Origin of the sequence: Chryseobacterium sp. JJR-5R (genome assembly GCF_034047335.1) — a bacterium.
GTDB lineage: Bacteria > Bacteroidota > Bacteroidia > Flavobacteriales > Weeksellaceae > Chryseobacterium.
In genome coordinates this window covers 1,908,941-1,927,859 of record NZ_CP139137.1, presented here as the reverse complement: position 1 = coordinate 1,927,859, position 18,919 = coordinate 1,908,941, and the positions used below count along the sequence as shown (strand labels likewise).

The following is an 18,919-nucleotide window of genomic DNA, read 5'->3' as shown; positions in this document are numbered from 1 at the left end:
AATATCAAATATTACCAATATGAAAAAAAGTCTATTCCATGTGAAAAGTCTGATCGCAGCAGCGATGATTTTCTCAACAGCAGCCGTCAATGCCCAGCTTTGGGACGTTAACGGAAACTTCGGGATCAACAGCTCCAACTACGTAGGGACCATTGATTCCGCACCGCTTTACCTAAGGGTGGACGGAGGCAGTTCAAACCCGGGGCAGGCACTCTTGAATGAGTCAGGATCCTTCTTTGTGGAAAGCTCCAACAATACCAATATTGCCAAAGCGAAAGGAAGTATTGTTGCCGGTTTAGGAAATGTTTTAGGCTCGAATGCCAACAGTTCCATGGTCAGCGGATGGCAGAACGACCTGTCTGACGCAGGAGGCGCCAACATTGTAGCAGGCCAGGGAAACCGCATCATCAACCAAGCCGGGAAATCCGTTGCATTGGGATGGGTAAATACGATTATGGATGCCAACCAGTTCGCCATCGGGGTGGGCGTAGAACTTAAATCTCCCTATTCAGCGGGACTCGGGATCGACCTGATTGCCGCTGGAAACAGATCTTTTGTCATCGGTTCTGGAAGCGGCGGAGGATCAAAACTGACGAATAATATTCCCAATTCCATCATGTTAGGAGTTTCCACCACGCCTACCATGCTCATCAAAGACCAGCAGGTCGGTATAAGAACAATCGCACCTACAGCCAATTTCCATACGGTAGGAACGGTAAGGCTGCAGAACCTGCCCAACGGAAGCGGAAGGGCTTTGGTAGTGGATGCCAACGGAAATGTCATGGTGGCAAGCAGCATCATTACAAAAACCGCAGGTCAGGAAGAAGCAGGGCTTCAGGATCAGATCGACGTGCTTAAAAGTGAAATCAGGGAACTGAAAGAACTATTAAAGCTGAATAAAGTAAGCGCTGACCTGAGTTCAGGCTCCGGTGAAGCAAAATTATATCAGAATGCACCCAATCCTGCCAGAGGTGAAACCAGCATCAGGTATTACCTTCCTAAAGAATCAGGTGATGCATCGGTTTCGGTTTATAATATTTCCGGCCAGCTGGTAAAAACCATTGCCCTGAAAGAAAAAGGAAACGGAAGCATCAGCCTTACCGGCCTGCAGGGAGGAGCTTACGTCTATCAGATGACTGTCGGCGGTAAAAATATCGACAGCAAAAAAATGATGGTTCAGGATTAAAAAATATCCTAAATTAATAATTGCTTAAATCCCAGGCCGGCCTCGATGGCTTAGGATTTAGCTTTTAAATTATAACTGCACCGGCATCATCCTCTCTTTATAAAGATATTGTCAGCCGGTTATACCTCAAGTCCAAGTGAATCCGATGAGAAGGCGGACCAGGCTGCGAGAGTCTTAAAATCAATTCATTAAACCTCAGGATTGAGGAAAGGTCATATATCCTTACAAACTTCTGATTTCAAAATAGCGTATTTCTCTGATAGTAAAGTCTGCCTTATGCATAAGGCAGACTTTTTATTTTCAAGCGGTAATCAATCTGTTGATTCTGCTTATACAAGCTCTGTAAATCCTTGCTGCATTTAATCATTAATGAGCAGCTGCCTCTTTGCCGAATCTTTTCAGCGTTAAAAAATGCGAGCGCAGCGCAGATAAAAAGCTTTTATTTTCAATGTAAGGCAGATTGAACTCCATGGCAGTCTTTTTTACAATAGCGGATATTTCCCCGTAATGGATGTGGCATACTTTAGGGAACAGGTGATGCTCGATCTGCCTGTTCAGCCCGCCGAGAAAAAATGCAGCAAGCTTATTGTGCGTTGCAAAATTGGCTGTTGTGCGCATCTGGTGCTCTGCCCACGCCTCTTCCATCTGTCCGGTTTCATTAGGCACCGGAAAATCAGTACCTTCAACCACATGGGCCAGCTGAAAGACCAGTCCCATCGTTAAGCCTTCGGCAATATGCAGAATCAGAAAGCCGATCAGGAACTGCCACCAAGTTATATCCAGCACCAGTAAGGGCAGTACAATGAACAGGAAGTAATACAGTGCTTTATAGAAAAACAAATTGAAATACTCCCGCTTCGGGTGCTTGTTCTTGTGCGCACCTATTTTTTTCTGGAAAAATTTCACATAATCTTTCCGGAACACCCATGACAGAGAGGCCAGGCTGTATAAAGGAAAGGCATACCAATGCTGGTACCGCTGGATGGAATTTACTTCGTCTTCTTCAGCAATCCGTATCAATCCCGGTGCTACCTCAATGTCTTCATCATGCCCGGGAATATTGGTATAGGTATGGTGAACCACATTGTGGGTTATGCTCCAGACATACGGATTGGCACCGATCAGGTTAAAGATAAACCCGAATATTTTATTCACTCTTTTATTTCCGGAAAGCGCGCCGTGTATTGCATCATGGCAGACATTGAACCCTACAAAAGCACTGAACATGCCCAATACTGCTGCAAGCGGCAGAAGTACCCATAAAGACAAAAGCCCTGTAATCATGACAAGGTAAATTCCTGTGAACCCCGTTAGGAAAAATACAGTCTTGCCCCACATTTGCGCGTTGGCATGCTGGCTTAGCTGATGCTGAATAAAAAACTGGTCTACCCTGCTCCGGACGGTTGCGTAAAAACCTGAACCGCAGGCTGATGAAAATTTTAATTTTTGTGACATATTGTATGTTTGATCTACCTAACGCGAACAAACAGATATGCTAAAATCGGGTGTTGGAATAAGGAGCTTGTAAAATATTCCGGCACATTACCGGATTATATACAAATATAACGTATTATTTTTTAATTTATTACAATTTCCTACAGTACTTGCCCGCAAAGTTGTTCCATTGCCTGAATAAACTGCATCTCTTATCTTCTGAAAGCCTTTCTGTCTGCATGTTGAGCTTCATCACAGGTGTGATCTTTTCCGAAATTATTTCCCTGAAAATTTTTAACCGGGTCTGCAGGTTTATAATCTATTGATTGTAATCATTTAAGCTTTGCCATGCCGGTAAATTCTGTCCATTGATTTAAACCATATGCCGGAATAATGTAAAAAATTAAGCAGACTGAAAAATTTACCCTCCGGCATTTTACCGATTATTTCAAAAATTAAATTAAATTCGGTATAAATTCATTTTAATGATACAACTTCCATTATCCAAGCTTTCCGATGTAGGAACTACCATTTTCAGCCAGATGACGCAGCTGGCCCAGGAACATGAAGCGATCAACCTCTCCCAGGGGTTTCCGGATTTCATGTCGGATCCTGAACTGCTGGGGCATGCAGAACATTTCATCAAAAAAGGCTTCAATCAGTATGCGCCGATGGGCGGCATGATGAACCTGAAGGAAGAAATTGCCGGAAAGATTGAAAACAGCCATCAGGCCGTTTACCACCCTGAATCTGAAATCACCATAACAGCAGGCGGCACACAGGCTATTTTTACCACAATTGCCGCTTTTGTAAAAAAAGATGATGAAGTCATTATTTTCGAGCCGGCCTATGACTGTTACGAACCTACGGTGGAACTTTTCGGGGGCATTGTAAAACGTTTCGAGATGAAAGCGCCGGAATATGAAATCGACTGGACTACCGTAAAAGGGCTGGTAAACGAAAAGACGAGAATGATTATTCTTAATAATCCGAACAATCCTTCAGGAAAGATTTTAAAGGAACAGGACCTTCAGGAATTAATCGGCATCGTAAAAGGAACTTCGATACTGATCCTGAGTGACGAGGTATACGAAAATATCGTGTTTGACGGAAAACAGCATCTGAGCATCTGCCGGTATCCCGAGTTAAAAGAGCGAAGCCTTATGGTAGCTTCTTTCGGCAAGCTTTTTCATGTGACCGGCTGGAAAATCGGATATTGCGCCGCTCCGAAGAACCTGACGGATGAATTCAGGAAAATCCACCAGTTTAATGTATTTTCCGTGAATGCACCGCTTCAGCTGGCTTTGGCAGAATACATGAAAAATCCGGATCATTACCTTTATCTTAACAGCTTCTTTCAGAAAAAAAGGGATTTTTTAAGAAAGGGACTGGCCAATACACCTTTTGAAGTGCTGGACTGCGAGGGAACTTATTTCCAGGCTTTGAAATATGACAGGATTTCAGATAATAAAGATGATTTTGAATTTGCCCGCGAGCTGACGGCTACCCATAAAGTAGCAAGTGTGCCCTTTTCTTCATTCTATAAAAATAAAAAGAACGAGCATGTGATCCGGCTTTGTTTTGCAAAAAAAGAGGAAACACTGGAAAGAGCACTGGAAAATCTGTCAAAACTATAAATAAAAACGGTGGCAAGGGTATACCAGCCACCGTCTTTTTTATAAGAACATCCCGCCGGAAGCCTCGATCCGCTGCCCGTTGATCCAGCGTGCTTCTTCCGTACAGAGAAAAGCCACTACACCCCCGATATCATCCGGGACTCCTGCCCTGCCCAATGCGGTAGCCCCTGCAATCATGGCGTTCACCTGTTCATCATCACGGGTTCTTCCGCCTCCGAAATCAGTTTCAATAGCACCTGGAGCCACTACATTCGCCTTAATTTTTTTCGGTCCCAACTCTTTGGCCATGTATCTTGTCAGCATCTCAACGCCGGCTTTTACTGAACCGTATACAGAAGATCCCGGCAGCGCGAACCTTGCAAGACCGGAAGAAACATTGATAATTCCGCCCTGTTCGTTGATGAAGGGCAAAAATTTCTGTGTCAGGAAAAACACGCCTTTAAAATGAATATCCACTACATCATCCAGCTGCTCTTCAGTAACTTCGGCTATCGGGGAATACAAAGCCGTTCCTGCATTATTCACCAGGAAATCAATGTTCCTGCTGCCGGTATTTTCTTCCAGATGATCGCCTACGGTTTTCACAAAGGCATCAAAACTCTTCATATCTTTAGTATCCAGCGGATAGGCAATGGCTTTTCTACCCATCGCCTGAATTTCACTTACTGTTTTTTCAGCTTCCTCCCGGTTGCTTTTATACGTAATGATGACGTCCAGGCCTTTTTCCGCGATTTTTATGGCAGAATTTCTTCCCAGGCCGCGGCTTCCGCCTGTAACTAATGCAATTTTTCTTTTAGTTTCCATATTTTTTAATTGGTTTTAATACCGCAAAGTTCAGCATTTCCCGGATGCAAATATTTGCTTTAATCAAACGGTAATTTGTAAAATTCAAATCACGAACGAAATTCCAATGGAGTCATTGAAGTTTTCTTTTTAAAGAAATTCGAGAAATGCGCAATCTCTTCAAATCCCAATGCATATGCTATTTCCGAAACTGTCCACCGGGTCTGTCTTAACAGGATCTTAGCTTCCTGCACCACTCTTTCTGCAATGATTTCCGTGGTAGTTTTTCCGGTGCTTTCTTTCAGCTTTTTATTCAGATGGTTTACGTGAACGGACAGGCGGTCTGAATAATCCTTCGCTGTTTTCATCTGAAGCTGCTGATCCGGCGATTCTATGGGAAACTGCCGTTCCAGCAACTCAATAAACAGGGAAACCACCCTAAGGGAAGCATCACCTGAATTAGAAAGCTTTGCAGCAGGCTGCAGCTTCTGGCCGTAATGCACCAGCTCCAGCACATAGTTTCTGATCAGGTCATATTTAAAAACATAATCGGAAGCGATCTCCTTTTTGATTTTTGCAAACAGAACTTCTATTTCATCAGCCAGCTCATCATCAATCTCAAAAAGCGGAACGGACCCGGGCCGGAAAATCGGCAGGTCCTGCAGTGTATTGTACGGTTTGTCTTTGATCAAAAAATCTTCGGTAAACACACAGAAGCTCCCTGACTGTTCGGTATCTTCGGGAATCCAGTGATAGGGTACTTTCGGAGTAGCGAACAACAGCGCATTGGTTTTAATTTTGATAATTTTATCGGCATATTCTGCCCTGTTTTTTCCGCGGATCAGGCTGATCTTGTAGTACTTTCTCCTGTTGTAAGGCATCTGGGAGGTTAGTTTTACCTGCCGAATGGTCTGGGCAATATCAAACACATTAAAGTGGCCGATTTCTTTCTGCAGCCCTTTCGGTAGGATACTGTCGATTCCAATGCCAAGCTTGTGGGTCATTTCCTGATAGAAATCTTCCAGGGAGCTGTGGGAGGTATGAGCGGTTTTTTCCATCATTCCGGTTTGTAAAATTCAAATATACAACCATTATAGTAAAAATTAAATAATAATTCCACCTATAATTTTTAAAATCCATTTGCCGTTTTTATACTCGGCTGCATAATCATTTTCAAAACTGCTTCCTGACTTTGAGATATAAAATCTGTCCGGATTGGCTTTATCTTTCCTGATCTTGGAAATATTGCCTCTGGTAACATCTGTCATATTTACGTAAAAGGTTTTGCGTCTCTCACTTTCGGGTATAAATAAAATCCGTTCATCCGGGCTGACCTGATGGAAATAGTCACAATCGCTCTCAAAAACAGTAAATGTATAATGCAGTTCTTTCAAATCAACAGTAGTGTGCGCATAAGTGGGAAGCAATAATTCGTAAAGTTCCGTAAACTTATTTTTCACGGATGCAAACATAGGGTTGAGGTCAACAAAATCGCTCATGCCGTCTCCGTCAGTATCTTTGCTGTTTGGGTTCAGCCCGAAACTTTGCTCGAAGATATCATTATAGCCGTCATCATCAGAATCTCTTGTCAGCTCTTTTAAACTTATTTTAAATAATTTCCCGTCACCTATTGCCGAATAATCGTCATATCCGGGTAACCCGGCAACTTTTACAATTTTTACCAAGCTTCCCTGCAACTGAAGGAAACCATTTTCTATAATAGATTTATCCTGAATATCATTAATATAGTAATGACTAAAACTTAATCCCAAGAAATACGCATAGGATTTATTATTTTCAATTTTCAGCAACCAGGATCCCAGATCATTGTTTCCAAGAGCATAGGTAATATTGCCGGTCTGCTGCTTATGGGAGAATAAGAACTGATCCGAAAATTTTGCTTTAAAAATTTCATATTCCTCCTCATGGATTTTCCATCTTTTCTCTGACAGTTCTTCTGATTCGTCTTGATGCCTTAATTGAATACTGTCTTCTTTAAAAGTCCGATATTTTTTGAGATCTGTTATTTCGATATAATCGGGCTTATGCTTCAGGATCTCTTTTACCGTAAACGGCTCTTTCTCCGTATATGATTTGAAAATCTGCTCGTAATCATTGGCAAAACATCGGTCTTCAACATTTCGGGAACATGAAAACATTAAAATAAAAGCAATAAAATATATTATTTTCATCATGAAAAGTTTAATTTCTTAATGGGGAAAATATTCTTCAAATATATAGGACAGACTATTTTTTCATAGTCAGGGACTGTACATTCAAATGTAAGCAATAAGTTATTTTCAGCAATAAAACATTTGGGTTTTGCCTTGTAACTTTTTTATGAGATGTGAGAGGTATGTCTTTATTTTCTGAATGAGCATCGGTCAAGTCCTTAAAAATTATTCGTTATGAAGCATCAGAATTTGAGCGATGGAAAAAAATCAGACAAAAAACAACTGCGGTCAATCACAGGAGGAGAAGAAATAGGTATTGATATGACAAATGGAGAATATAAAAAGTACGGGCCATTCTGTGGAAAGTTACAATGTCAGATCATTCCGTAATTTAAATCTATGCAAAAGGCGCTTTCAACATCATGTTGAAAGCGCCTTTCTTATATAACTAACTTTAATATTCCTATATTATACGTTGAACCTGAAGTGCATGATGTCACCGTCCTTCACGATATATTCTTTTCCTTCTACGGAAAGCTTTCCGGCTTCTTTTATTTTGGCTTCGGAACCATACGTCATATAATCATCAAATTTGATGACTTCCGCACGGATGAACCCTTTTTCAAAATCGGTGTGGATTACTCCTGCAGCCTGCGGAGCGGTCCAGCCCTGCCCGATCGTCCAGGCTCTTACTTCCTTCACTCCGGCTGTAAAATACGTCTGAAGCTTCAGTAAGTCATAGGCTTTTCTGATCAGACGATTCACGCCCGGTTCTGTAAGTCCCAGTTCATCAAGGAAAATTTCTCTCTCCTCAAAAGTTTCAAGTTCATTGATGTCGGCTTCAATCTGTGCCGCCAGTACTACCACTTCGGCACCTTCATTTTTAGCCATTTCCTCAATCTTAGGAATCCAGTCGTTTCCGTTTTTAATTGAGTTTTCATCTACGTTGCACACGTAGAGCACTGGCTTGTTGGTCAGCAGCTGAACTTCACTGATAATAACTTTTGTGGTATCATCCATTGCAAATTCCCTTGCATTCTTACCATCCTCCAGAAATTTCTGAAGATTCTGAAGGGTTTCATACGCTAGAATGTCTTCTTTCTTCCCGGACTTGATAAATTTCTTTGCTTTATCAACAGCTTTCCCAATCGTTTCCAGGTCCTTTAACTGAAGTTCTATGTCAATGATTTCCTTATCGCGCATCGGGTCTACGGAACCTTCTACGTGGATGATATTCCCGTTATCAAAGCATCTTAATACATGGATGATCGCCTCGCACTCCCGGATATTGGCCAGGAACTGGTTACCCAACCCTTCCCCTTTGCTTGCCCCTTTTACAAGGCCTGCAATATCCACAATCTCTACCACAGCAGGTAGCACCCTTTCAGGCTTTACGATTTTTTCCAGCTCGAATAACCTGTGATCCGGTACGGAAACCGTTCCGAGGTTAGGCTCAATGGTACAGAAAGGATAGTTTGCAGACTGGGCTTTGGCATTGCTCAGGCAGTTAAAAAGGGTTGATTTACCAACATTCGGTAAGCCTACGATTCCACATTTCATATTTTCTTAGCTTTTAGCAATCGGCTTCCGGCTTCTTGCATGTTAAAAATAAAGGTGTGCAAAGATAGTAATTTTAAAGGGAGTTTCATAATAAAAAAATCTGCCGGCATACCGGCAGATCATCAAAAATTTATTTCATCTGGTTTTATTCTTACGGATTGGCTCCTGTAGCATCCTGTGCCTGCTCAGCATCATCTGGCAGGGATTCAAGTGTTTTATCAAGGCTGAACAGGGATTCATCACTTGCCCTGTCTCCTCCGGCTATTTTTAACTTATCAATCAGGTTCATCGCAAATGTCTCTTCTTCAATCTGTTCTTTTACGAACCACTGCAGAAAGTTCCAGGAAGCCCAGTCTTTTTCTTCAAATGCAATGTTAACCAGATTATATATTGATGTTGTATTGTCTACCTCATGCTTGAAAACAAGATCGAAACAATGGGTAAGGCTTGTAGGTTCTTCACCCGGTGCAGGAAGCTCCTTAATTTTCGGTTTTCCGCCTCTGTTAAGCACATACTGCATAAATTTTACGGCATGGTCCCTTTCTTCCTGGGCATGACGGAATAAAAAGTTTGAAATTCCACCGTACCCTTTATCAGCAGCCCAGATCCCATAATAAAAATATACGCGGGACTGTAAATCTTCTGTATTCATCTGGTCACTGAGTGCCTGTTCGAGCCTGGGTGAAAGTCTGTTGGTATTCATAATTGCATGTTATTTTAATGATTGTCATGATCATAGTACAAAAATGGTTCCGTGACCCATGCATTCCGGGGAACAGAATAAATCCTATTTATAAACTGCTGAAATGATGGATATTACACATATAATTTATAGTTATTCTAAAATAAAACCGGCTCATTTTCACATGGGCCGGTTTATTTTGGTATGTCAATGTAAGGAAGGGAATTTTTACCTATTTACTGTTCTTTGAATAAGCTATTTTACTTTCTTCGCCGTATAGTCGCTTTCATTGCCCAGGCGGTCGATGGCTTTGATCGCTACGGCATTAAGGATTTTGCCGTCTTTAGATTTGGGGATTTCTTTGGAGAGCTGTTCCAGTGTCAGGATTTCCGTTTCCCATACTCCGCTGTACTGGGTAAACAGGACCCACTGGAAGACCTGGCTGATATTTTTAGTGCTCCAGCTTACCTGTGCGGAACTGCCGTTATCATTGATAAATAAGGTGGGTGCCTGGATCGGAACCGTTTTCAGCCACGGCGTCTTGGGCACCAGGGCTTTTTCCTTATAGGGCCCGTTTTTCAGGGCAGGAAGCATATTTGCATTTTTTGTAAGTCCTGCTATGCTCCAGTGGATTTCCCCGGCATCATTGCCCAGTACCTGCCTGGAGATTTCAATCTGGTTCTTAATTTCTGTGGGACGGTCAGAAGCTTTTACCTCTACTGTATTTAATCCCGGCCAGAGGTGGCGGTTCAATATATTCTCAGATTTCCACCAGCTCAGCAAAGGTTCAAAAGGCTGTCCTTTGGATTCCACCGGCCAGTACAGCTGCGGCGAAAAATAGTCTACCCAGCCTTTGTTCAGCCATAATTTGGCATCGGCATACAGTTCGTCATACTGCGAAGATCCCACCACGCCCTGCGGATATCCGGGCTTCCAGATCCCGAACGGACTGATCCCGAATCTCACATAGTTTTTTTCTGCATGGATCTCCTTATAAATCCTTTCCACAAATTTATTTACGTTATCCCTTCTCCAGTCGGCTCTGATTAAAGTACCGCCGTTCCGCACATATTCATTCCAGCTGGCAGAATCCGGGAAGTCGGTACCGTTGTTATAGGTAGCATACGGATAAAAATAATCATCGAAATGTACGGCATCGATATCATACCTTTTTACAATATCCTTTACCACATTCGAGACATGGCCCTGGGTTTTTGGGTTGGCAGGATCAAACCAGTACATCCCGTTTCTCAGCCTGATCACAATATCGGAAAGCTTATTGACCATGGACAGGCTATTGACGGAACCGCCGTTGCTGTGATGGGCGCGGTAAGGATTCAGCCATACGTGAAGCTCCATTCCTCTTTTATGGGCTTCTTCAATCCAGAACTGGAGAGGGTCATAATTCGGATACGGCGCCCTGCCAGTCTGTCCGGTCAGGAAGTATGACCAGGGTTCTATACTGCTGGTGTACAGGGCATCTGCAGAAGGCCTGGCCTGAAAAATGACAGCATTGAAATTGTTCTCTTCAAGGAGATCCAGCATTTTAATGGCTTCTGCTTTTTGCTGGTCAACAGTCAGGTTATTTCTTGACGGCCAGTTGATGTTCGCTACACTGGCAATCCAGGCACCTCGGAATTCCCTTTTAATTTCAGGAAGGCTGGTTCGGAAAACCTCTTCTGCAGGTATAGTTACTCCAGCAGTTGCTGTTACAGGTTTTACAGGAGCGGCAGGTTTAGATTCCCTAACCGGTTTCCTTACGGTGGTATTGGCTTTTTGTGAAGCGCAGGAAGCCATTGTCACTGCGGAAAGAAAAAAGAAAGTTTGCTTGATATTCCGGATGTTCATGGCACAAAAATAATATTATTCTTTTTATTTGAACAGGAAGAGGGTTTTTAATTTCAAACAAGAAGAAATAAAACAAGAAAATTGACAGACAGAAACAATGAATCTGACAGAAATTTTCTTTACTGCTGTATCCTTTCAGCAGAAACAAAACCTTCCGTACCATCCGGGATCCTGACGTGGCACCATGACCCGATGGCGGCGAGTACTTTTACGGATGTCTTACGCTCTGCTTTTATCACCGCATCATATTGGGAACCCGGGCCCGTACGGAGCGTGGTCCCGGATTTAATAGATTGTCCTGAAATGTTTTTTGAACCGTTTTTAAATGCAGGAGCCTCCCGTTTGCGGATATAAGGATAAGGGTCTACGGCTCCGCCTGCTGTATAAATCCCGAAATGCAGATGGGTCGGCCCGCCTGCGGCATTTCCTGTATTCCCTACCCTGCCGAGAGTATCGCCGGTTTTTACCTGTTTGCCATCCGTTGTCATTACACTGTCGAGATGGGCATAATAATAGGAATTCCCCAATACACCATCCCGCAGCCAGACCTGCTTTCCTCCAAGGCCCTGGTTTCCGGTCCGGGTCACAAACCCGTCGGTTACGGCAACTACCGGTGTTCCGAGGGATGCAAAAATATCCACCCCTTCATGGCTCCTGCCTCCGCCGTCACGGCTCGCGCCCCAGAAGCTCTGTACATCACGGTTGGCTTTTCCGGCTACAGGGAAAGCAAGGGACGGCTGTGTATAGATCTTCAGCTCCAGGGTTCCGCGGTACCCTATTTCAGGCTGGATGATGATTTTATGCCAGCCGCTGTTTTCAGTAAATCTGGTAAAACGGTTATTTTTAAGCAGACCGCTTTCCGGCTTGTCTGTATCGGTATTTTCTTCCAGGATATCGGTAAAGATCTTTGATTCCGGAGTTGCGGTTACGGCTTCAATCACCAGAAGGTCACCTTTTTTCAGTTCCAGGGAGTAGCCTGCCGCATGTAGAACTTCGTTGCCTGGTGGAGCTATGGTCAGCGAGGTGCCGTCCGTTATTTTGAGTTTGCTGGATGCAGCTGCCGTAAAGCCGGATTTCCATTGGGCCATCAGGCTGTCGGCTCCTGAAAAGCTCCGCTCGTATTTGGCACGCTCAGAGGTTTCGAAAATATTTTTGGTCATTTTCAGTCCGTCACAGGAAACAATAATCCCTGCCATTGCTGTAAGAAAAAATAAATGTTTTAGCCGGCTCATGGTTGGTTTTATACAAAAATTCAGCCGCAGTTGCAGTGGATACTTACTTCTCTGTTTTTTCTCAAGTACATTTTAAATCAGGAATCTTGTGTCTGCCGGTCTTTCTAAATACATGACAGTATCATTGATACGGATTACATTTTAAGCTGGGTTCGGCCTGCATTGAAATTAAGCAATAAATATTTAATGCCCAAGTAGGTAAATCTATTTTTTCAATGATTGGGTATGTATATTTTACAATTTAATTGATATTTTTGCAAAATGTAAAAAAAATTTAACCAAATCACTTTATATGACAAAAAAATTTAAATCTTTATGTGTTATCCTGTTAATTATCTCAGGCTGTTCACTGCATGCACAAACCCTGGATTCTGACGGGGACGGAATCCCGAATTCCATAGATCTTGATGACGACAATGACGGCATTCCGGATTGTGTTGAACGGGGGCTGAATGCTGAAATCTCCGACATCTTCAAACTGGACGGAAGCGCAGTCCAGATCAATAATGAGGAGATCCGTATCACCGCTGCCACCAATTACCAGTCCGGCCAGGCATGGACCTACGGAAAAGTAAATTTCGCCAGGAGTTTTGTCCTGACATATGATGCTTATCTTGGAACGGACGACAACGGGGCCGACGGGCTGGCTACCGTATTCCAGAACTCTCCTGACGGTGTTGATGCATCGGGAGGCGCAGGCCAGGGAATCGGCGCCCAGGGAATCGCCAACGGAATCGTGCTTGAAATCGACACTTATGACAACGGGCCGGTGCTTGGTGACATCCCCAATGATCACGGGCAGATCTGGACTTCGGCCGACCAGGTCAACGGAATGCTGACCACCGCGGTGGACCTGGGCAATATTGAGGATGGTGTCTGGCATACGGTTGTGGTAACCTGGGATTTTCCTTCAAAAACACTTTCCTATACGGTCAGCGGAGTTCTCGCGGGATCTTATACATTTCCTGCCGCTAACCCGATAACGAGTTATTTCGGAGGGGTAAGCAAAGTCTACTTCGGCTATACGGCATCAACAGGAGGAGCCGTCAATGAACAGAGCATCAGGTTTACCAATGTATGTTCCCAGCTTCCGGTAGACCTGGATACGGATGACGACGGAGTGGTAGACCGCCTGGATACGGATTCTGACAAAGACGGCTGCCCGGATGCGCTGGAAGGCAGTGCCGGTGTCCGTTATAACCAGGTACACCCGCTTACCCTTCCCACCACAGATCCCAATTATGCTTACCGAGGACAGATCAAGGTGACTTTTGACGGTTCCACTCCGGGAACGCCTTCACAGGTAATCAGTACTTCGACAAACGCCAACGGGATCCCGCAATTGGTCAACGGTGCCGGGAACAATTACAATGCAACTTCCAACCCCAGTAATTCAGCGGGTGTGATGAGTTCTCCTACCATGACGGTGGGCCAGGATATCGGAACCAGCAAGCTGATCGCGCAGGGAGATCCTGAATGCAGCCGTTGCTTCCGCCCTGCTGTTACCATTGGAACTGCAGCACCCACCACTTTCGGCATCACATCATTGGGAAGAGCGGGAACCGCTAACGGCAACTGGCCGATGAAAATGAACGGGGCTTATGCTGCACTGGATGCCAAGACCAAAGGTTTGGTTATCAACAGGCTGACCACTGCACAGATTTCTGCCATTGCAGTGCCTGTAGCCGGGATGATGGTGTTTGATACCACGCTGAACTGCCTTAAACTTTACGACGGTTCTTCATGGAATTGTTATACAAACCAAACCTGTGACGACTTTAACCAATAAATCCATTATGAAAAAAATTATAACTGCAACAGCAGCATGTGCGGCGGCACTGCTTTCCGGACAGATTACGGTGGGTAAAACCAGTCCGTCCGCTTCTCCTGCCAATGAATTTGTATCAATAGAGTTCGGAAATGCCACAGGCGGCACCAAGGGAATGATATTGCCATGGGTAACCAATACCACAACGCTCTCGGCCTCCGTACCCGGGACCATGATCTTTGACAGCTCAGACCAGAAACTGAAATACGGCATCGGGACAGCGGCGGATGCAACCGCCATATCCGGCTGGATTGACCTATCCAACGGAGCCGGAATCCCAGCTGTACTTAATGTACCCGACGCGGATCCGGAAATCAGCACGGCCGGTACGCGGATCGGCGGAACGCCTGCCGATACCACCAACGGCATCCTTGTACTGGCTGACACGAATAAAGCGATGATACTGCCCAGGGTCAACTCTTATCGCGATATTGTCAATCCAAGCGCAGGTATGGTTGTGTACGTTACTTCCAATAACCAGCTTGCGGTATACAATGGCAGGGAATGGACATTCTGGAGCAAATAGTACAGATACACTAAAAATAAATATACAAAAAAGCAGGAACCCAAACGGTTCCTGCTTTTTTGTAATGCTGTCCAGACTTCAGGCAATCCTGGATTTAAACCAGGTGCTTTATTTAAGAAGGATGGCTGATTATGTTCCAGAATACAATCAGTTTGATTTACAATATATCCATAAAAAACCTTCCGGCCCTGTGCCGGAAGGTTAATATGGTCACCGGCCTTCATCAGCATAAATGCTGCAGAGAACCGTATGTTTTAATTTTTGACCGGTTGATTATGCTTTCGCAGATCTTTCCGTTCTTTTTCTTTCTTCTTCAGAAAGCACTTTCTTTCTCATACGGATGAAGTTCGGGGTTACCTCGATGGCTTCATCGCCCTGGATGTATTCCATACATTCTTCAAGTGAGAATAAAATTTTAGGCGCCACACCGGTATCCTTATCTTTTCCGGAAGCCCTCATGTTGTTCAGCTGTTTTGCTTCCACGATGTTTACCACCAGGTCACCAGGCTTGTTCTGTTCCCCGATGATCATCCCTGCGTAGATTTCCTCACCCGGATCAACATAAAACTTACCTCTATCCTGAAGCTTGGCAATGGAATATTCCGTAGCAGGCCCTTGGGTCTTGCTGATCAGTACCCCGTTGCTTCTTCCCGGAATGGCTCCTTTGAAAGGCTTGTATTCCGTGAAACGGTGCGCCATGATGGCTTCACCGGCAGTAGCCGTAAGCATCTGGGAACGTAATCCGATCAGACCTCTTGATGGAATTTCAAATTCCATATGCTGCATCTCCCCTTTGGTTTCCATGATGTGAAGGTCCCCTTTTCTCTGGGTAGCCAGGTCGATTACCCTTGAAGCAAATTCTTCAGGAACGTCCACCACCAAAGATTCGTAAGGCTCCAGTTTTTGTCCGTTTTCATCTTCTCTCAGGATTACCTGCGGCTGACCGATGGTCATTTCATATCCTTCTCTTCTCATTGTTTCAATTAAAACGGATAAGTGAAGGATCCCTCTACCGAAAACCAGGAACGTATTGGCATCATCGGTCTGCTGAACCCTCAATGCCAGGTTTTTCTCCAGTTCTTTCGTCAGTCTTTCTTTCAGGTGATTGGACGTTACATATTTACCGTCTTTTCCGAAGAAAGGCGAGTTGTTGATAGAGAATGTCATATTCAGCGTAGGCTCGTCAATCGCTGTTCTCGGCAATGGCTCAGGGTTTTCAAGGTCTACGAATGAATCACCGATCTGGAACGCGTCAAAACCGACTACGGCACAGATATCCCCGGCTTTTACTTCGGCTACTTTTTTCTTTCCTAATCCTTCGAAAACGTACAATTCCTTTACTTTTCCTTTTACGATTTTCCCGTCTGCCTGTGCCAGTCCGATCCACTGGGATTCTTTAATCTCCCCTCTGATTACTTTCCCGATTGCAATTCTTCCTAAGAAAGAAGAGAAATCAAGGGAAACAATCTGCATCTGAAGCGGCCCTTCCGCTACTTTAGGCGCAGGAACATACTGTAAGATACCGTCAAGTAACGGGAAAATATCTTCGGTCTGCTCCAGGGAAGTATTGAACCAGCCCTGTTTTGAAGAACCGTAGAACGTAGGGAAATCCAATTGCTCTTCGGTAGCCTCAAGGTTGAAGAACAGGTCGAATACCTGATCGTGAACTTCGTCCGGACGGCAGTTCGGCTTGTCTACTTTATTGATTACCACTAACGGTCTTAATCCTAATTCCAGTGCTTTCTGAAGCACGAATCTTGTCTGCGGCATTGGTCCTTCAAAGGCATCCACCAACAAAATAACCCCGTCTGCCATTTTCAATACCCTTTCTACCTCACCACCGAAATCGGCGTGACCGGGTGTATCGATTACGTTAATTTTCGTGCCTTTATAAGTAACAGAAATATTTTTGGATAAGATCGTGATCCCTCTTTCTCTTTCAAGATCATTGTTATCCATAATTAATTCCCCGCTCTCCTGATTTTCCCTGAAAATATTGGTAGCGTGGATGATTTTGTCAACCAAAGTCGTCTTCCCGTGGTCAACGTGTGCGATAATCGCAATATTTCTAATGTTTTGCATAAAAGATTTTTACGGGTGCAAAAATAGTGATTTTTAATTAAAAACTCATCATGAAGTTTTATTTATTAACAAATTCATAATGAGGAAATTAAAACACCGTACTTTTCAGCCATCTCTATGCTGGGCAATGAGTATATGATTTAAAGGAAAAAATCAGAGCCGGAAAATCAATATTTAAACAAAAACGCCGCAGGCATCAGCGGTTAAGCGTCATCAGATTATAATAATTCTTAAAAATACCAGTTCAAAAAATAAAGCATTATGCCCTGAATAATGATAATTAAACTTGTTTCAATAAAAACGATTGCTTTGAAATTTTATGCCTGAATGCAAACATCCTTATAGTGGCCCCTGCAGTTCCGCCCAGGAAAGTAAGCATGAGCAGGTAAGTTTCCAGTATCCGCTTACGGTGCTTCACGGCCTTCCGTTTGTCAATGCCGAAGAGGGCAAAAGTGACTGTATTGATGATGGATACGGCATACAGCATGAGGACAAATCTAAAAAAACAACAGTAAACTATCTTACCTCCGCTTTGCCGTTGATGAAAAAACGGGTTTATCCCGGAAAACTCTCTTAAATTTGCAGAACAAAATACAAAAACAGAGCACATGACCGTACAGGATTTGGAGGGCAGCTACACTGTCCGGAGCAGCAACCAGGAGGCACCGGGATCCTCCTCTTATCAGGGGATCCTCACGTTATCCCTTGACGAAAACCACCGCATCATTGCCGAATGGCTGATCGGCGACCATGAGCAGCATGGCACCGGGTTTTACAAAGACGGGATTTTAGTCATTAATTTCAGCTACGAAGGCGAGGATCACCACCGCTACAAAGGGACTGTTGTGTACCGCTGCATCGGTTCCGATGTCCTGGACGGGTTCTGGTCTGAGAAGCATGGTGATCCGCGGTACCTGGGGAGCGAGTATGCGGTACGGATCCCGGTTTCCGGGATTTTGAATTAATGGTCTTCTGCTGAAATGAAGGTCTTGCGTGCTCAACTTGTTTATTGCGTCAGTTCGAGTAGAAATTCTGAAGAAATTTATATTGAGAACCGGTGAACGACCAACCGCAAAAATGTCAATCAGATACTTCCAGATAAGCTAATTCCGTTGATTGATGGGCTGCTGCCGTCTCTTCGAGTGATTTTTCGAAGAAAAATTGTATCGAGAAGTTGGTGCTATTAATTCACATATTCTTTTGTCTTGAAACAAAAGAACCAAAAGATCAAGACCCCAAAACTTTTTACGCTACAAATTGAGCCTACGCTGAAAAAGTTTAAAAATTGACTCCCATTGGTCGTCGAACCACTTTGTTAGGTTTGTGCGGATTTAATATAGGTCTGTTGATCACTATTACCGCCGCGCTTCGGACATAAAACTTTTTTTAGCGGCCCTCTTCTTTTCAATTTGCTTGACGCTGAAAGTTTAATGGTCGTTAAACCTAAAATAAACAATCACGTCGATTGATAAACCGCAGACGTCAGTTCGAGTAGAAATTATTGAAAAATAATTTTGTATTGAGAACCGGTGAACTGTCAACTAAAAGTTGTCTTTAATTAACAACTTCTCGGTACACTCCGCTTCGCTGCGTTACTCGAAGTGACGGTATTAAAAACCTTTTTGCTTTAAAAACAGTGTACTATCATTATCCGTCAGTTCGAGTAAAAATTATCTGAAAAATAATTTTGTATCGAGAATCGGTGAACTGTCAACTAAAAGTTGTCTTTAATCAACTACTTCTCGATACACTGCGCTTTGCTCCCTTACTCGAAGTGACGGTGTAAAAACCTTTTTGCTTCAAAACAGTGCACTATCATTGTCCGCCAATTCGAGTAGAAATTTGTATCGAGAACCGGTGACTAGTAAATTTCAGGCAGGTATGCTATTCCCGAAACGGATATTATAGTCAGGGAAATCAGGATTTTTACCGGAATAATTTTTTATT

The 18,919-nt window shown here is 43.7% G+C and carries 16 protein-coding genes; 6 read left to right on the top strand and 10 right to left on the bottom strand.

Annotated features, from left to right (window positions below; all coding sequences use genetic code 11):
- Positions 1-19: 19 nt before the first annotated feature.
- A complete protein-coding gene (locus tag SD427_RS08660; protein ID WP_320560876.1) occupies positions 20-1,186 on the top strand; it encodes a T9SS type A sorting domain-containing protein in 1,167 nt (388 codons plus the stop codon).
- A 366-nt stretch (positions 1,187-1,552) separates the two neighbouring features.
- On the opposite strand, the gene SD427_RS08655 is transcribed toward SD427_RS08660, so the two are convergent.
- Complete coding sequence (locus SD427_RS08655; RefSeq protein WP_320560875.1) at positions 1,553-2,641, bottom strand: acyl-CoA desaturase; 1,089 nt, start codon at positions 2,639-2,641, stop codon at positions 1,553-1,555.
- A 464-nt stretch (positions 2,642-3,105) separates the two neighbouring features.
- Between SD427_RS08655 and SD427_RS08650 the strand changes: the two genes are divergently transcribed.
- Complete coding sequence (locus SD427_RS08650) at positions 3,106-4,257, top strand: methionine aminotransferase (RefSeq protein ID WP_320560874.1); 1,152 nt, start codon at positions 3,106-3,108, stop codon at positions 4,255-4,257.
- Positions 4,258-4,296: 39 nt separating this feature from the next.
- Here SD427_RS08650 and SD427_RS08645 read toward each other — a convergent pair whose 3' ends face one another.
- The 3 genes from SD427_RS08645 to SD427_RS08635 form a co-directional block, all read right to left on the bottom strand.
- Positions 4,297-5,061, bottom strand: a complete 765-nt coding sequence (locus SD427_RS08645; protein ID WP_320560873.1) for an SDR family NAD(P)-dependent oxidoreductase — start codon at positions 5,059-5,061, stop codon at positions 4,297-4,299.
- Positions 5,062-5,150: 89 nt separating this feature from the next.
- Complete coding sequence (locus SD427_RS08640) at positions 5,151-6,098, bottom strand: helix-turn-helix transcriptional regulator (RefSeq protein ID WP_320561035.1); 948 nt, start codon at positions 6,096-6,098, stop codon at positions 5,151-5,153.
- A gap of 45 nt (positions 6,099-6,143) precedes the next feature.
- A complete protein-coding gene (locus tag SD427_RS08635; RefSeq protein ID WP_320560872.1) occupies positions 6,144-7,235 on the bottom strand; it encodes a hypothetical protein in 1,092 nt (363 codons plus the stop codon).
- 213 nt (positions 7,236-7,448) lie between these two features.
- Between SD427_RS08635 and SD427_RS08630 the strand changes: the two genes are divergently transcribed.
- The gene (locus SD427_RS08630) at positions 7,449-7,604 is read left to right on the top strand and encodes a hypothetical protein (protein WP_320560871.1); all 156 of its coding nucleotides are present in this window, start codon (positions 7,449-7,451) and stop codon (positions 7,602-7,604) included.
- A gap of 78 nt (positions 7,605-7,682) precedes the next feature.
- Here the strand turns inward: SD427_RS08630 and ychF are convergent, their stop codons facing one another.
- The 4 genes from ychF to SD427_RS08610 form a co-directional block, all read right to left on the bottom strand.
- Entirely contained in the window at positions 7,683-8,774 is a 1,092-nt protein-coding gene (gene ychF / locus SD427_RS08625; RefSeq protein WP_320560870.1) for a redox-regulated ATPase YchF, read from the bottom strand.
- A 151-nt stretch (positions 8,775-8,925) separates the two neighbouring features.
- Positions 8,926-9,477, bottom strand: a complete 552-nt coding sequence (locus SD427_RS08620) for a ferritin (RefSeq protein WP_320560869.1) — start codon at positions 9,475-9,477, stop codon at positions 8,926-8,928.
- Between the two features lie 234 nt (positions 9,478-9,711).
- Positions 9,712-11,304, bottom strand: a complete 1,593-nt coding sequence (locus SD427_RS08615; RefSeq protein WP_320560868.1) for a glycoside hydrolase family 10 protein — start codon at positions 11,302-11,304, stop codon at positions 9,712-9,714.
- A gap of 119 nt (positions 11,305-11,423) precedes the next feature.
- Positions 11,424-12,536 (bottom strand): M23 family metallopeptidase, encoded by a 1,113-nt coding sequence (locus SD427_RS08610; RefSeq protein ID WP_320560867.1) that lies wholly within the window; start codon positions 12,534-12,536, stop codon positions 11,424-11,426.
- A 292-nt stretch (positions 12,537-12,828) separates the two neighbouring features.
- Here SD427_RS08610 and SD427_RS08605 point away from each other — a divergent pair, with 292 nt between their 5' ends.
- On the top strand, positions 12,829-14,325 hold the full coding sequence (locus tag SD427_RS08605) for an L-type lectin-domain containing protein (protein ID WP_320560866.1): 1,497 nt from the start codon (positions 12,829-12,831) through the stop codon (positions 14,323-14,325).
- Between the two features lie 7 nt (positions 14,326-14,332).
- A complete protein-coding gene (locus SD427_RS08600) occupies positions 14,333-14,890 on the top strand; it encodes a hypothetical protein (protein WP_320560865.1) in 558 nt (185 codons plus the stop codon).
- Between the two features lie 273 nt (positions 14,891-15,163).
- Here SD427_RS08600 and typA read toward each other — a convergent pair whose 3' ends face one another.
- Positions 15,164-16,972: a translational GTPase TypA gene (gene typA / locus SD427_RS08595; protein ID WP_320560864.1), complete on the bottom strand. Its 1,809-nt coding sequence runs from the start codon at positions 16,970-16,972 to the stop codon at positions 15,164-15,166.
- Positions 16,973-17,252: 280 nt separating this feature from the next.
- Positions 17,253-17,459, bottom strand: a complete 207-nt coding sequence (locus tag SD427_RS08590) for a DUF1294 domain-containing protein (protein ID WP_320560863.1) — start codon at positions 17,457-17,459, stop codon at positions 17,253-17,255.
- 121 nt (positions 17,460-17,580) lie between these two features.
- Here SD427_RS08590 and SD427_RS08585 point away from each other — a divergent pair, with 121 nt between their 5' ends.
- Positions 17,581-17,937: a hypothetical protein gene (locus SD427_RS08585; RefSeq protein WP_320560862.1), complete on the top strand. Its 357-nt coding sequence runs from the start codon at positions 17,581-17,583 to the stop codon at positions 17,935-17,937.
- Positions 17,938-18,919: the final 982 nt, after the last annotated feature.